A 16,217-nucleotide genomic window follows, 5' to 3' on the forward strand; every position below is an offset into this window, starting at 1 on the left:
AAGCGGCCGGTCGCTTCGCCAGGGAGCAGGGCTATCAGATTTTCTTTGCCAACGCGGTGGCGTAGCCGGTGTAGCTGTGCGGGGTCAAGGCCAACAGTTCGGCTTTGGCGTCGGTCGGAATCTCCAGTTTTTCGACGAAGGCGCGCATGCCGTCGCCGGTGACGCGTTGGCCGCGGGTCAGTTCCTTCAATTTCTCGTAAGGTTTTTCGATGCCGTAACGGCGCATCACGGTCTGGATCGGTTCGGCCAACACTTCCCAGTTCATATCCAAATCTTGATCCAGAGTCGCCGGATTCAGTTCCAGCTTGGAGATGCCTTTCAAGGTCGATTGAATGGCGATGCTGGTGTGGGCGATACCGACGCCGATGTTGCGCAACACGGTCGAATCGGTCAGGTCGCGCTGCCAGCGTGACACCGGTAGTTTGTCGGCCAGAAAGCCGAAAATCGCGTTCGCCAAACCCAGGTTGCCTTCCGAATTCTCGAAGTCGATCGGATTGACTTTGTGCGGCATGGTCGACGAGCCGACTTCGCCGGCCACGGTTTTTTGCTTGAAATACCCCAGCGAGATATAGCCCCAGACGTCGCGGTCGAAATCCAGCAAAATGGTGTTGAAGCGCGACAGGGCGTGGAAAAATTCGGCCATGTAGTCGTGCGGTTCGATCTGGATGGTGTAGGGGTTGAAAGTCAGACCCAGCGACTCGACGAAGTTTTGCGCGAACTGCGGCCAATCCACTTCCGGATAGGCGACGCTGTGAGCGTTGTAATTGCCGACCGCGCCGTTGATCTTGCCCAGCAGTTCGACCCTGGCCAGTTGCTCGCGTTGGCGTTGCATGCGGGCTACGACGTTCGCCATTTCCTTGCCGACCGTGGTCGGTGTGGCCGACTGGCCGTGGGTGCGCGACAGCATCGGTTGCTCGGCACTGGCCAGGGCCAATTGCTTGATCGCTGCTATCGTGGCGTCGATCTCGGCCAGGACCAGACCGCGGCCTTCTTTCAACATCAAGGCATACGACAGGTTGTTGATGTCTTCCGAGGTGCAGGCGAAATGGAAGAACTCGTTGATTGCGTGCAGTTCGGCGTTGCCTTTGACTTTTTCCTTCAAGAAGTACTCGACGGCTTTGACGTCGTGGTTGGTCGTCTTCTCGATGTCTTTGACGGCCTGGGCGTCGGCTTCGGAAAAATCGCTGACAATATTATCGAGCACGCGGTTCGCTTCTGCGGACAAGGCCGGTACTTCGGATATCTTGGCTTCGGCAGCCAGCGCTTGCAACCAGCGCACTTCCACTTCAACCCGGTAACGGATCAAGCCGTATTCGCTGAAAATGGGGCGCAAGGCGTCGACTTTACTGGCGTAGCGGCCGTCGATGGGGGAGATGGCGGTGAGGGTCATGTTATGTGTTTCCTAAAATTTCTAAAACGTAAACGGTTTACTTGCGGCGATTAAATTTGTCCGCCGGGACGTTGGATTGGTTGGGTACTTTCGTCGAAGCAAGTCTTGGCGGTGCCGGGGAAGGCTTCGATCAAGCGGCGGCGCATGTCGGCGTCGTCTTGGAATACCGTCATCCAGACGGACCAGAAGCCTCGTTGTATTGCCATTTCCACAATTCCGGCTCTGCGTTCTTCGTTATCGAAGGCGGCGAGCTGCGATTTTCGCTTTGAGGCATTTTGCCAAGCTTGTTGTCGATGCAGCCAACGTTTGTCTTTACTTGACGGAGTTTGTTGGCCGGCGATCTGGAGATCGGGATGTTTGTTCAGTCCTAATGCCAACCAGGTGGCTTCAATTTTTCGGTTGAGGGGTTCGGCATGAGTCTTATTCGGTAATACTCTGCCTTGTCCATCGTAGTTAAAGGCTAACAAGGTATTGTCGCTGTCGGGCCAAACATAATCGTCAAGGTTTAATTGGCCATGGCCTTTGCCGGAATTGCAATTGCCGCAGGCAAGCAAAAAATTGCTCCATTGAAATTCAGTTTCCGGGTATTCGCTTTTCGGTTTTTTGTGTTCGACATGAATGCCACTGGCGACCCAGCGCTCGCAATACGAACAATATTCTCCTAAGCGTTCGATCAACGGCTGTTGCGCGTCCCCATAAGGTTTTATTTCGCCTAGGTCGTAACCTTTATCAATCGGACGCATACTTATTTATTTTTAGCAGCCAGTACTGAGTCGCGTTCGAATTTTAACTGTGCGGCAAATGCCGGGTCGTCGCTAAAGGGAATACTCAATTCATCCAACCGGCTACGTAACTGCAGCAATTCTTGATCGGATTCGTCATTAACTTGATGGAGTCGTCGATAATAGGCTTCCGCCGCAGCCATCATATCCAAGTAACGTTTACTTTTTTGCGGCATATCGACGTGCTGTTGATCTTCGGCAATATCTTCAATGCTTTCGCTTTCAATATTGATTGGACAGGCTTTTTCCAAATCCCACAATAAACAATCATCACGTCCATACAACGACTGAATTATGAACGGTGAGTGGCTACTGGCAACGAATTGAACTTTAGGAAAAGTACTTAACAAACGTCCGACTACTTCCCGCTGCCATTTCGGGTGCAAATGCAGATCGATTTCGTCGATCAAGACGATGCCTTCGGTTTGCTTGATGACGTCGGCTTCCAGTTGCGGATTTAGCGTCGCCATACGATAGGCAATGTCCGCAACCATGCCGATCATGTTGCGGTAGCCGTCGCTGAGGAGGTGGAAGGGCATAGGTTGGGTTTTGCCCTGAACTTCCGTTTCGATCAGAATTTCATCCCAATCGACATCCCACCATGCGCGCTTAGCTCCTGGAATCATTTCGACGATGGCATTTCGAACGGCTTCTAAAACGTGGCGGGTTTCTTTTTTTTGTAGGGCTGCTAATTCTTGGGTTTTAAACCAGTTAAAGAGGCGTTTCTGATCGGAAGCTGGATTTAAGCAATCTTGATAGCCATCAAATCTTGAAGAAGGTGCTAAAATTTTTTTTTCAGTCGCTTTTAATTGTTTCCATAAACGCCCCGTGCCATAGTAAGCAATTACAGGCAATAAAATACTTGGATTTGTTGATTCCTTCGCGAGCTTTTTTACAGTTTCGATAATTTGCTTCGCATCTTGGCGATTCGTTCTTACGTCTTTATATCTTGCCCATTTAATTGTCTTTCCACTTATTATCCCTTTTGCTCTGACCATGGCTTGATATTCTGAATTTTCACGGGTAACCGTTTGACCCATAATAGAATATCTATATCTAATATCTTCATTAGATAGATGACGTTTCTCATTTGGCCTAATATTGGGTATGCCAAGTAAGAATGCTCCAACAGCTATTGCCAAGCCATCTAATACTGCAGTTTTTCCACTGCCATTATCACCAATTAGAAGATTAAAATGGTCGGCAAACTCTAATTCGTGGTTATTGAAGCAACGGAACTCATACAGATTTAGATTGATGATTTTCATGTTGATTCACTATATTATTGGTTTATCTTGCTTTCAATAATACCACCACCCAAACAAACCTCCCCCTGATAAAACACCACCGACTGCCCCGGCGTGATCGCTCGTTGCGGCTGGTCGAAGCGGACTTTGACGCGGCTGCCGCCATCAATCGGCTCGACGATGCAATCTTGGTCCGGCTGGCGATAGCGGGTTTTGGCGGCGCAGCGGATGGTTTCTGTCAGGGGTTGGCTGGCGCACCAATCCAGTTGGCCGGCTTCCAGCGTATTGTGCAGCATCATTGGGTGGTCGTGGCCCTGGCCGACGATCAGCACGTTGTTATCCAGGTCTTTGTCCAGCACGAACCACGGTTCGTCCGGTGCGTCTTTGACGCCGCCGATACCCAGGCCCTGGCGTTGGCCCAGGGTGTAATACATCAAGCCGTGGTGTTTGCCGATATACTTGCCTTCCGGGGTGCGCATTTCGCCGGGTTGGTGGGGCAGGTAGCGTTCCAGGAATTCCCTGAACTTACGTTCGCCGATGAAACAGATGCCGGTGCTGTCTTTCTTGCGGCTGTTGGCGAAGCCGGCTTTATCGGCTAGCGCCCGAATTTCGGTTTTGTGCAAATGGCCGATCGGGAACAGCGTTTTCGACAGCGCTTTCTGGCCCATCGCATACAAAAAATAGCTTTGTTCCTTGGCCGGGTCCAGACCTTTCAAAAGTTCGAATTCGCCGTCCCGTTCCCGGACGCGGGCGTAGTGGCCGGTGGCGATGAATTCGGCGCCGAGGTCTTCGATGGCGTAGTTCAGAAACGCGTTGAATTTGACGTGTTTGTTACACAAAATGTCGGGATTGGGGGTGCGGCCGGCCTTGAATTCCGACAAAAATACCTCGAACACCTCGTCCCAGTATTCGGCGGCGAAGTTGACGGTCTTCAATTCGATACCCAATTTGCCGGCGACTTGCTGGGCGTCGGCCAAATCCTGCATCGCGGTGCAGTATTCGGTGCCGTCGTCTTCTTCCCAGTTTTTCATGAACAAACCGGTAACTTTGTGGCCTTGTTCTTGCAGCGCTAATGCGGTGACGGAAGAATCGACGCCGCCGGACATGCCGACGATGATGTGTTTGCTCATGCGTGGTCTAAAAAAGTTTGTAACAGGCTGAGCGGGTAACGCTGGCCTTTCAGGTATTCGTCGATGGTGGTCAGCACCAACGGGCTGCGCAATTGGTCGCGGCGGGCGCAAATCTCGTTGCGGCTGAGCCAATGAGTGCCGATAATGCCGTCGTCGAGCGCTTGCGCCGGATTGTGATTGTCGACGGTGCCGGCGAAGCAGAAGCGCAAAAAACTGGGCATTTCCGGGTTTCTCCGCCATAGTTGGGTTGCGATCAGGGCTTCGGGCTGAAACTCCCAGGCGGTTTCTTCCCGCACTTCCCGGATGACGGCGGCGATTAAGTCTTCGCCTTCTTCCAAATGTCCGGCCGGTTGATTGAACGCAATGCCATGTGCCGTTGTCTCTTCGACCACTAGAAAACGCCCGTTTTTTTCGATTACAGCGGCGACGGTAACGTGGGGTTTCCAGACCATATTGTCGACATAAAACGTTAAAAGGCGCGCATTTTACTAGAAATGTTTTTTATATGGGTAAAGATTGAAATTTAATGTCTAAGGCGCTATTTTTAAGAACACAGCGATTTTGCACCACAGAAGTTTATGTCCGATTTTGAACCCTTTAAAGACGTTGACGGCACCACTGCGCTGCAAGAAGCCAAGCCGCAGTTGAAACGGCCACCGTTGTATAAAGTCATTTTGCTCAACGACGATTTCACACCAATGGATTTTGTCGTAGAGATCTTGACCGACTTTTTCAACATGAGCCAAGAGCGGGCTACGCAGGTGATGTTGCAAGTGCATACCCAGGGTGTTGGGGTATGCGGCACCTACACCAAAGACGTTGCCGAAACCAAAGTACACATCGTTAACGAATACTCCCGTGAACATCATCACCCGCTGATGTGCACGATGGAAGAGGCGTGAGAGGTAAGCCATGCTAAGTAAAGAACTGGAAGTGACATTGAACGCCGCTTTTACCGGGGCTCATGCCAAGCGCCACGAGTTCATCACCGTCGAGCATTTGCTGTTGGCTTTGCTGGATAACGTGACGACGATCCCGATCCTGATCGCCTGCGGCTGCAACGTCAATGCGTTGCGCGCCGAACTCACCCGCTTCATCGACGAGACCATTTCGCTGATCCCGGAAGGCATCCAGCGCGAAACCCAACCGACTTTGGGCTTTCAGCGCGTGTTGCAGCGGGCGGTATTTCACGTCCAGGCGTCCGACAAAAAAGAAGTGACTGGTGCCAACCTGTTTGTCGCGCTGTTCAGTGAGCAGGATTCGCATGCGGTGTATCTGTTGAACAAACAAGACATCACGCGGTTGGATGTGGTGAATTATCTGGCGCACGGAGTTTCCAAAATCGAACAGTTCAGAAAAGAGAGCAGCGAGGAACCGGAAGGCGAGCGCGGCAACAACGAGAATTTGACCAGCCCGCTGGAAAAATATGCCACCAACCTGAACGAAGAGGCGTTGAAGGGCAATATCGATCCGTTAATCGGCCGCGAATTGGAGGTGGAACGTACCATCCAGGTGTTGTGCCGGCGGCGTAAAAACAACCCGCTGCTGGTTGGCGAAGCCGGGGTCGGCAAAACGGCAATCGCCGAGGGTCTGGCGAAGCGGATTGTCGAAGAACAGGTACCCGATATTTTGATGAACAGCACAATTTATTCGTTAGATATGGGGGCCTTGGTTGCGGGTACCAAATACCGCGGCGATTTCGAAAAACGTTTAAAAGCCTTGATCAACCAATTGAAAAAAGAGCCGGATTCGATTTTGTTCATCGACGAAATTCATACCATCATCGGCGCCGGTTCGGCGTCCGGCGGGGTAATGGACGCGTCCAATTTGATCAAACCGGTGTTGGCCTCCGGCCAATTGCGCTGCATCGGTTCGACGACTTATCAGGAGTACCGCGGCATCTTCGAAAAAGACCACGCTTTGGCGCGGCGATTTCAAAAAATCGACGTGGTCGAACCGTCCATCGAAGATACGGTATTGATTCTGAAAGGTTTGAAATCGCGGTTTGAGGAGCATCATGGCCTGAAATACACCCAGGAAGCTTTGCGGATGGCGGTGGAATTATCGGCGCGCTATATCACCGATCGGCATTTGCCGGACAAGGCCATCGACGTGATCGACGAAGCCGGCGCCAGACAGCGCTTGTTCACGGCCGGGGAGCGTAAAGAGACTATCGACACCGCCGAAATCGAGGAGATCGTTGCCAAGATCGCCCGGGTGCCGGCGCAATCGGTGTCGTCCAACGATATCGACAAGCTTTCCAACCTGGAAAAGAACCTGAAAATGCTGGTGTTCGGTCAGGATGAAGCGATTTCTGAACTGGCTGCCGCGATCAAATTATCGCGGGCCGGGCTGCGTGACACTACCAAAACCATCGGTTCCTTCTTGTTCGCCGGCCCGACCGGCGTCGGCAAAACCGAAGTGACCCGCCAGTTGGCCAAGGTGCTGGGCATCGAATTGATCCGCTTCGACATGTCGGAATATATGGAACGGCATACCGTCTCGCGTCTGATCGGCGCTCCTCCGGGTTACGTCGGTTTCGATCAGGGAGGTCTATTGACCGAAGCAGTGACCAAACATCCGCATGCAGTGTTATTGCTCGACGAGTTGGAGAAAGCCCATCCGGATGTGTTCAATTTGTTGCTGCAGGTCATGGACCACGGCACCTTGACCGACAACAACGGCCGCAAAGCCGATTTCAGAAACATCATTCTGATCATGACCACCAATGCCGGTGCCGAGGAAAGCAGCCGGGCCTCGATCGGTTTTACCTTGCAAAATCATGCGTCGGACAGCATGAAAGTGATCGAACGCGGTTTCTCGCCCGAATTCAGAAACCGTCTGGATGCGATTGTTCAGTTCAAGCCGCTGGATTTGGCGGTGGTTGGCAGCGTCGTCGACAAGTTTATCTTCGAGTTGGAAGCGGTATTGGCCGACAAGAATGTGACGTTGACCTTGGAGCCTGATGCAAGGGCATGGCTGGCCGAGCACGGCTGCGATCCGAAAATGGGGGCAAGGCCGATGGCGCGTTTGATCCAGGAAAAAATCAAGAAGCCGTTAGCCGAAGACTTGTTGTTCGGGCGCTTGGCGAATGGCGGTCATGTAAGGATACATGTCGAGAACGATGAATTGGCATTTGCCATTGAAGGCAAACAGCTAGTCGTTTCCGAATTGAATCAAGTGATGTAGAGCGGAGAGGGAAGCGCTAGCCCGGAGCGGGTTAGCGGTTCCGGAACGTGATGCGGCCTTTAGTCAGGTCGTAAGGTGTCATTTCTACGCGAACTTTGTCTCCGGTCAGGATGCGGATGTAATGTTTGCGCATTTTGCCGGAGATATGCGCGGTCACGATGTGGCCGTTTTCCAATTCGACGCGAAACATCGTGTTCGGTAGGGTGTCGATGACCTTGCCGTCCATTTCAATTTGATCTTCTTTTGCCATAGTAAAAGCCCATAAAGTTAAAACGGCTATGTTAGCATGAATCCTCCGCCGGGCTTCTAAAAATGTCGGCAACAGCCATGCGCCGATGCCGTTAAACTTTTCGCTTCACTTCGATGATATTGGGCAAGTGACTGATCCGGGTCAACACCGCGCTCAGTTGTGCCGTATTCTCGATCTGTATCGTCATGTGCAAAATCGCCGACAAATCCTCGTGCGTTTTTAGCGACGCATTGCTGATATGGATTTTCGCGGTCGCCAAAACTTGCGATACATCGTTCAACAGGTTTTGGGCATTGAACGCATGGATCACGATCGGTACGCTATGGTGTACTGACTTTTGGCCGCTCCATTCTGCTTTGACTAACTGCAATTGCTTTTCCGCCGACAAATGGCGAATGTTCTCGCAATCCTTGCGGTGTATCGTGATACCCCGTTTATGCGAGATAAAGCCGATGATATCGTCGCCCTTCACCGGCGAGCAGCAGTGCGCCAGCGTGGTGACGACATTGTCGATATCGTCGATGGTCACCACCGATTGCGCCGTGGATTGGCTTGGCACCAACTTGACCGGGGTCGGTTCCAATTCCGGAATTTTCAGCGCATTCGCCAATTGCCGATTATTGATGCCGCCGTGCCCCAAAGCTTCGTATAGATGCTCGGCGTCCGCTATTTTGAAGTATTTCAACAACTCGGCGATATCGATGGTTTTCAAACCCAGGCGTTTGCTTTCCTTGTCCAGGATTTGCTTGCCTGCGGCAATGTTTTCGGCTTGCTGCTGCTGTTTGAACCAGCTTTTGACCTTGCTGATCGCCCGCGGTGTTTTCAAATAACCCAGGTTCGGATTCAGCCAATTGTGATTCGGGTGGCCGTTTTTGACGGTAATAATTTCGACTTGTTCGCCGGAGCTGAGTTTGTAAGTCAGCGGCTTGATCTGACCGTTGACCTTGGCGCCGCGGCAACTGTGGCCGATTTCGGTATGAATCGCATAGGCAAAGTCCAACGGTGTGGCGCCTTTGACCAAATCGATTAGTTTACCGGCAGGCGTCAACACGAATACCCGGTCGGAAAACAATTCGGTATGAAAATTTTCCAACAGATTGTCGGTAGTGTCCTTGTCTTCCAACAATTGCCGGAGCGAGGCGATATTTTTCTCGGTCGCAGCATTGAATTTGCTGCCTTCCTTGTAACGCCAATGCGCGGCGACACCCAGTTCGGCGAATTCGTGCATGGCTTTGGTGCGGATCTGGATTTCGATCCGGTTGCCGAGAGGGTCCAGCACGACGGTGTGCAGCGATTGGTAGCCGTTTTCCTTCGGATTGGCGATGTAATCGTCGAATTCGCGCGGAATATGCTGCCATTGGGCGTGCGCCAAACCCAGCACCATGTAACAGCTGGGAAGCGATTCGACCACCACTCGCACCGCCAGTAGATCGTATAGATCGGAAAGCGCCAATTGTTTTCTGCGCATCTTGTTCCAGATGCTGTAAATATGTTTGGGCCGGCCGTAAACCTTAGCCGTCACGCCGTGTTCTGCCAGCAGCGCTTTCAGCTCTTGCAGGAACCGATCGATACTGGCTTGGCGCTGTTCGCGGTTTTCCGCCAGCGAGGCGCTAATAAAACGGTAATTGTCCGGATCCAGATAACGGAAGGCTAAGTCCTCCAATTCCCATTTGAACTGGCTGATCCCGAGCCGATTGGCTAATGGCGCATAGATATCCAGCGTTTCGCGGGCGATGAAATGACGGATTTGCTCCTGTTCCAGATGCAAGCCGCGCAAACGCTGTATCCTCAGCGCCAGTTTGATCAACACCGCCCGCACGTCGTGGGTCATTGCCAATAGCATGCGGCGCAGGATCTCGGCCTGATTGGGTTGGTTGGCCATTTCCGGCGTGTAAATACTGACCTTGTTCAGCCAGTCCACGTCTTTAAACAAATCGGCCACCGTCGTGCCGAATCGCTCGCGCACCTGGTTTTCGTCGATCCGATCGGCGATGCGGGAATCGCTCAGCAAAGTCGCCAGAATGGTTTCCAGATCGATATGCACACCCATCAGGATGGCCGCAACATCGATCCCCTTCGGCCGCTGCGACTCGATCCGGTTGGCGCCCAATTCGTCGATCCAGGCCAGGGCTGCGTCGATTGTGGCGCGGTCGGTTGCCGAGAAACTGGGAAATAGCGCGCTGGCGCGGGACTCGTGATTTGTCATGCGGATATTCTAAACGCGGTTCTGTGCGGCAAAATAAAAAACACGTCGAAAAAGTTGGCAAGCAGCCCAGTGCAGAAAAAAATGTAAATTGATCTGGGTGAACTGTGGATGGGGGGCTGGTCAGGGCCCGGTTAGAAGACGGTCGGAGCCGTTTTTGCCAGCTGAAAATCGCACTACCGTAATAGTTTCGGATTTGACCGGCAGGCATCGACTAACCATCGGCCAAGCTGGTGGTATTCAGATGGTAATGCTGTCTCGATAGCTGGCGCCAAGTCGGATTGGGCTACACCAATTGCCGGCTAGATCGCTGAGCCACAGCGGCTGTCCGGCAATTGGAGAGTAGTGTTAACCTGGATTGATCAAGGCTTGGCTGCAAGCGTCTTCATCCGAAACCGAATCTGGCGAGAATCCGACTAATGGCGTTCTTTGGATGTGATCGCGCCTTTGTCGTTGACTGCTACCCGCCATTTGCCGCTAGGGGCGCTAACGATCAATTCATACTCTTCACCGACACCGTTCGGGTTTACCACCAACTCGGCTTTTTCGATGCGGGCGTCCGGGAAATTGGCTTTAACGGCATCGGTCACCATCGGCGGCACTTGCTGCGGATTTTCCAATACCAGCTCGCCGGTAAACAATGCGCCGTTGGCACGGAACAATTCGTGCAGAACTTGGCCTTCAGCGTCCTTGAAACTGACTTCCAGTAACTGTTGGCCGAAGTGGGTTTCCATAGTGCCAACCATATCGGTTGCCTGCGGATGACGTTTCAAAACGCTGGTTCTGACTTTGTCCGAAACGGCGGCTTCTTCGGCGAAAGCCTGACCCAAGGCGGCGCTTAAGGCAACTGTCAGCATTACAATTGGAAATTTACGCATGTATCCTCCTGTCGAATTATTATTGTGCGGGCCAAAAACGGCCAATATTTCCGAGCGCGAAAAAGTCGCGCCTAGCGCAACATTAATGCCATGATTGACGGATAAAGTCACTAGGCGGATTCGTGAGTTTGGCTGCAAACCTCGCTGGGGCGGCCCATGCACAATCTGACGAAGACGCGGGCGGCGGCGATGCCGTTGACGACAAAGGCCAGCGTAATGGGCAGGGCAAACCAGGGATGCAGCCCGGTGGCGTCGGCCAATAGCAGGTCTTCGCCCAGAAATGCCGGCGTGATCGGGAATCCTACCAAGCCTAGAAAGCTCAGAAACAACAGCAGCGAAGCTCGCGGCCGGGTTTCGGCCATGGCCCGGTAGCGGAATGGCTCGTCGGCGAAGTTTTCCTGCGTCAGCATTCGGCGTAGCACGCCTATACCCAATAGCCAGGAGGGCAGCACGCTGCTCAAAAACAGCAGCACGTCCGCATAAGCCGCGGGATTCATCATCCACACCGCAATCCCGGCCAAGCCGCAACTGGTTGCGATCGCGTTCCAGACTTTGAACGGACTGTGTTTTTGGCTGAACGCGCTTAGCGAGGCTACCACCATTGCCATGGAGATCGGGATCGAAAAATAACCGCGATCGAACCAGGTTTCGTTTTCGCCGAGGATGATCAGACCGATCAGACCGACGCTGCTGAAATACCGGATCGCAGGCCTGACCTGGTTCATGCGGGCGCCGATTTGCTTCAGCGGGTCCCACAAGGTCGAACGTACCAAGCGTTCCAAATTACCTTCCTGCAACGCGAACACGTATAGCGTGTTTTGCAGTACTGCCGGCAAGGTATCGCGGATGGAATTGGGCAGAAATTCGCGCATCGCGCTGGGTTTGATGACGAAGTCGGTATCGACCGAGCCTTCCACCCGCAGCAAATGGGCGACGATAGACGGCGAGACCAGCAACTGGTAGCAACGCAGGAAGGCGTTGCCGAGAAAATGTACCAAGACCAGCGTCTCCAGACCCAGCGACAATTCCATAAACATGAAGCCAACCTGGGTGATCGAGGCATAAGCGATCTGGCCTTTGATATTGGACTGGGTCTTTTCCGACAGATTGGCGATTACAACAGTCAGCAAGCCGATCACCAACACCATGGTGCGCGGCAAGTAATGGTAGGTCCAGATCGGCATGGTGCGTAACAACAGAAACACACCCAGATGAATCGATAACGCACCGTAAAAAATGGCGCTGGACGGCGTCGGCCCCTCCATTGCTCGCGGTAACCAAAAGCAGAACGGGAACTGCGCCGATTTGCCGGAGGCGGCGATGACGATCAGCCAGGACAATATCAGCAGCGACGCATAACCGGCCGGCGGCATTGCCGCGTGCTGGAACAAATTGGCCAGTTGGCTGAAATGCTGGCTGTCGTGAAACAGCAAATGGCTCATCCAGGCCCCGAGCAGTAGGCCGACGTCGCAGAAGCGGTAGATGCTGTAGGCGCGCAAGGCGTTGCGGATGGGTTGCGGCCGGTGCCGGTAAAAGGCGATCAACAAAAACGACGAGACGCCCACTATTTCCCAGCCGGCGAATAGCATATCGATTGAACCGGACAGAATCACCAGATTCAAACCAAAGGCAAAGCCGAAGATCGTCAGGAAGAAACGCTGGTAGCCGGTTTCGCGGTGCAGATAGACCCGGCAATAACGTACGATAATCGAGAAAATCACCCAGGCGCAGAATAAATAGACCGCGCTGATCCGGTCCAAATAAAACAGAATCGGAAAGCGGTATTCGCCTTGTGTGTAAAGATCGAACCACGCGAATTCGTGAGCCGGAAAACCGGCAAAGGTCCAGACCGCTAACAAACCTAGTACGCTGGCACCTTTCAATCGGCTGATCCATAGACTAATGCGCGATATGCGCCGCTCGCTGCTGCCGAACAGCAGTATCGATAACATGCCGAGCAGCGGAAATGCCAAACAGGCCAATATCAAACCGTTCATACGTGTCTCCCTTGTAGCTGATGTACCGGTATCGTTGCGGTTTTGCCGAGGATGATTTTTTCCGAGTGGGGTGCGGCCGGGGTCTGCAAGGCATCCGGCAGTTCGATATTTTCCCAGCCGTGTTTGGCGTAAAGCTGCAAGTCGTGGCTGGCGGGGTCGCAACTGACCAATCTGATCCATTCGCCGTCCAGCCATTCCTGCAAACCGCCGATGCCGGCCAAGGCTTTATCCATAATAGCGGTGGTTTGTTCCACCACCATCAGCAGTCGGGCCGGTTCGTGGACTTCGATCATTTGCGACGGCAAACCGGTACGCAGATCGCCTTCGACGCCGTTGGCGACGCCCAGCAAGCCGATCACGTTGTGCGGTAGCTTGGTGCCGGCGCCGTAAACCGAGTTGTCGATCCGGGAGAACAAATATTCCAGGTTGATACCACCGCAGACCGGAATGATCGCCGATAGAATCTTGGCCATGATCTCGCCGTTGGGATCGCTGACCGGATCGTAGGAATGCAGAAACGAGCGCCGGTCCAGAAATAATTGCCGGTTCAATTCGCGGCGGCCGACCAGGCAATACAAGTTGTTGGAATGGTTGTATTCCGGGCGCGGTTCGAAAATCGACGAGGCGCGGGCAACGACGTGTTGATGCGCTGCTTTATTGGAATGCGATTGCGGGCCCAATTCGAACCAGCGACAACGTTCGCGCGCGTTGCGTAACAGGGCGTGGTGCATGTCGTGCTTGAAGGCGTGCAATACTTTATGCTCGCGGTGCAAATAGGAATTCGGATCGAAATAAGTGATTTCGTCGCGGCTGGTGTTATGCAGCGCCGGTACAAAATAAGTGGTGGCGGGAATGTCGATACCGCGTTCACGCAGGATGTCCCGTACCGCGTCCTGATTCGCCATCCAGGCGAAGGCGCGGGCATTCGGCGCGCCGGGTTTGCCGGCGCAGGCGCCGCAGTCGTAGGCGGCAAAATGCGGATTGTTCACGCTGCTGGAGCCGTGGGCGACAATGACTACCAAAGGTGCGAAATCCTTGGTCAAGCCGATGTTGCGCAACAAGCCGCCGACGCGGTCGGCCATTTCCGGAAAGGAAAAGCCCAGTAAATAGCCTTCCGGCGTGGGTTCGTCGGTTTCGCGCAGCAGGTGCAAGTGGCTGTGAGCCTTGACCTCGCTGAGCTGTTCGATATTAAGCAGGCCGGCGCCGGGGCGGAATACGTTCCAGGCCAGGCGCGCCGCGTAACCCAAGCCCAAAGTTTGGGTAAACAGCCAACCGCGCAGCATCGAATGCGCCGTGAAGTGCAGGCTGGACAACTTACCGGTTTTTTGTTTTGTTTCGGCTTGGTCTTCCGCCGCTTCGACGATCAAATGTTTAGGCTCAATCGCGGTCGGGCATTGCGCCACCGGATAGACGTCGTCCAGGCCCTGGTACAGAAAATCGATGCCGAAAAAGCCGGCGGCGCCGAAGGTTTGGATTGCCGGATTGATTTCTTCCAAATGCCGGCGTAACGAGCATTCCCGGTCGTCGATGCAAAACAGTGCCTGCGCTTGCACCGCCGGCTTGGCGGTTGGCGACCGGCCCGGAACCGGCTGGTTTTTCAAAGCCTGCAACAATTCGCTATGCAGGGACCATTCCATGGCTTCGTGCCAGACTTTCAGCCTTAACGGAATCTGGGTCTGCATCGCGCCGCCGTTGAAACGCGGCACCGAGTCCAGCTGTTTCAAGGCGGCAATATTGCTGAAATTGGCACCGCGTTTTTTCTGCAAGAACGCAAGTTCGCAGGCCAATTCGAATGCGATCAATTGCTGCAACGAAATATCGCGGCGGGCCAGCAAGTTTTGCGGATTCAGCTCAATTAGTCTGACCATGCCGGACCAGCCGGGGTGGCCGAGCAGCATTTCCAGAATATACTGTTCGTACCAGGTTTCGACGCCGACCATGCGTTGCAAACAATGCAGAATGACTTGATCCGGGCCGAGGTTGAGGAGGTCGCGCACGCTTTTTTCTTGAAACGGGTATAACGGTATTAGGCTGTTTTGGGTTAAGCGCAACACGCAATCCCAAAAACTCTCGTTTGCCTTCGGCAAGCTCCAGCGGCTGATGCCCTGATCCAGAAAGTTGGCCAACAAACGGAATAACACCGGATGCGCCAGCGCATTCAAATCCACTTCCAATTCGTTTAGCCAACGGGTGCGTATGCCGTGATTGGCTAGGGAAGTCGGCGGGTAATGGCTTTGCTTGTCTGCACTAAAAAGGCTGTCGCGCAGCGCTTGGCGCTGGTTGCCGTTCAAGTCGGCACGTTGTAAAGCCCAGTCGATGGCGTGGTCGCTGATCCGGCCCTCGCGGTAGCGGTTTTGGTAATCGGATAGCGGCAAATAGCGGCGCGCGCCGAATATTTTTGCCGCCAGCGCGACGCCTTCGTGAAACGGCAAGTGCTGTACCGCATGTAAGGTATTGTGGTGGATGAAGTCTTTTAGCGGGCCTTGCGTCGGCAGCCAGTGCGAGATGTTGTCGATGGCGCGATTCAGGTCGAAACCGCGATCTCGGCGGTTGGAGTGGCTGCCATTCGGCTCTGCCGAATGACAAATATGGCTAACCGATTCCATGTAATAAACCTCGTTGGTCAAAAGAGCTTTCGCCGGTTGCCGGATGGTTCAGCGCATGCTGGCGGCAGCCGATGAAGTGAAAGCCGGCCGGTATGGCACTCAGCTTTATGGCACTGAGGCGATTACAGGCCGAAGTCGGGCCGCAATCGGGCCAATCCGGGGGGATGTCAATCAAGGCTAAGCATGGCGCGTGCCAATTTTATCTATTTGAATTGCAATGGTTTTATTTGGTGAGGGTGCGTGGCTGGTGCAAAAAAACGTTGACAGGCGGTTGATTTAAACCAATCGGTACGGTCTTGCCGGGGTTTCCGGCTCCGGTCGCCGCGTCGGGCTTGCGTAGCGTTTCGATAGCGGCCGACGCCGACGGTTTTGCTACGCGGGCCGGCGGGGCCGTGCGGCTCCGTAGCAACAGCTTTCCTTAACTTGTGTGGCTGCGCTGGACCACTGGGTGTCGGCCGGAGGAGGCGCAGATTGGTGCGCTTCGCTCGCTGCCGCGCTCGGATCGATGCACAGCGCCTGCGAATCCTACCGGCGAGCGGTCGGGC

12 protein-coding genes are annotated in these 16,217 nt (G+C 53.7%); 2 read left to right on the forward strand and 10 right to left on the reverse strand.

Features of this window, described 5'->3' with window-relative positions:
* Positions 1-34: 34 nt before the first annotated feature.
* From purB to ACH518_RS12625, 5 genes are read right to left on the reverse strand one after another with little or no spacing between them, the layout of a single operon-like run.
* Complete coding sequence (gene purB / locus ACH518_RS12605) at positions 35-1,390, reverse strand: adenylosuccinate lyase (RefSeq protein ID WP_445370332.1); 1,356 nt, start codon at positions 1,388-1,390, stop codon at positions 35-37.
* A gap of 50 nt (positions 1,391-1,440) precedes the next feature.
* Complete coding sequence (locus ACH518_RS12610) at positions 1,441-2,133, reverse strand: HNH endonuclease (protein WP_140913319.1); 693 nt, start codon at positions 2,131-2,133, stop codon at positions 1,441-1,443.
* A 2-nt stretch (positions 2,134-2,135) separates the two neighbouring features.
* Positions 2,136-3,440 (reverse strand): AAA family ATPase, encoded by a 1,305-nt coding sequence (locus tag ACH518_RS12615; protein WP_445370333.1) that lies wholly within the window; start codon positions 3,438-3,440, stop codon positions 2,136-2,138.
* Between the two features lie 14 nt (positions 3,441-3,454).
* Entirely contained in the window at positions 3,455-4,549 is a 1,095-nt protein-coding gene (mnmA, locus tag ACH518_RS12620) for a tRNA 2-thiouridine(34) synthase MnmA (protein ID WP_445370334.1), read from the reverse strand.
* Positions 4,546-5,001: an NUDIX hydrolase gene (locus tag ACH518_RS12625; RefSeq protein WP_140913322.1), complete on the reverse strand. Its 456-nt coding sequence runs from the start codon at positions 4,999-5,001 to the stop codon at positions 4,546-4,548. Before ACH518_RS12625 ends, mnmA begins: the two co-directional genes overlap by 4 nt.
* 126 nt (positions 5,002-5,127) lie before the next feature.
* On the opposite strand from ACH518_RS12625, the gene clpS reads away from it, so the two are divergent.
* Both clpS and clpA read left to right on the forward strand, forming a co-directional pair.
* The gene (clpS, locus tag ACH518_RS12630; RefSeq protein ID WP_054761148.1) at positions 5,128-5,451 is read left to right on the forward strand and encodes an ATP-dependent Clp protease adapter ClpS; all 324 of its coding nucleotides are present in this window, start codon (positions 5,128-5,130) and stop codon (positions 5,449-5,451) included.
* A gap of 10 nt (positions 5,452-5,461) precedes the next feature.
* A complete protein-coding gene (gene clpA, locus ACH518_RS12635) occupies positions 5,462-7,738 on the forward strand; it encodes an ATP-dependent Clp protease ATP-binding subunit ClpA (protein ID WP_140913323.1) in 2,277 nt (758 codons plus the stop codon).
* A gap of 31 nt (positions 7,739-7,769) precedes the next feature.
* Here the strand turns inward: clpA and infA are convergent, their stop codons facing one another.
* The 5 genes from infA to ACH518_RS12660 all read right to left on the reverse strand — a co-directional run bounded on the left by infA (position 7,770) and on the right by ACH518_RS12660 (position 15,672).
* Positions 7,770-7,988 (reverse strand): translation initiation factor IF-1, encoded by a 219-nt coding sequence (infA, locus tag ACH518_RS12640; protein WP_013819653.1) that lies wholly within the window; start codon positions 7,986-7,988, stop codon positions 7,770-7,772.
* Positions 7,989-8,079: 91 nt separating this feature from the next.
* On the reverse strand, positions 8,080-10,194 hold the full coding sequence (locus ACH518_RS12645; protein WP_445370335.1) for a RelA/SpoT family protein: 2,115 nt from the start codon (positions 10,192-10,194) through the stop codon (positions 8,080-8,082).
* Between the two features lie 413 nt (positions 10,195-10,607).
* Positions 10,608-11,069, reverse strand: a complete 462-nt coding sequence (locus ACH518_RS12650) for a hypothetical protein (protein ID WP_278212287.1) — start codon at positions 11,067-11,069, stop codon at positions 10,608-10,610.
* Positions 11,070-11,179: 110 nt separating this feature from the next.
* A complete protein-coding gene (locus ACH518_RS12655) occupies positions 11,180-13,066 on the reverse strand; it encodes a proton-conducting transporter transmembrane domain-containing protein (RefSeq protein ID WP_445370336.1) in 1,887 nt (628 codons plus the stop codon).
* Positions 13,063-15,672, reverse strand: coding sequence for a YbcC family protein (locus ACH518_RS12660; protein WP_445370337.1), 2,610 nt, complete (start codon positions 15,670-15,672; stop codon positions 13,063-13,065). Before ACH518_RS12660 ends, ACH518_RS12655 begins: the two co-directional genes overlap by 4 nt.
* Positions 15,673-16,217: the final 545 nt, after the last annotated feature.

It is taken from the genome of Methylomonas sp. HW2-6 (assembly GCF_052474525.1).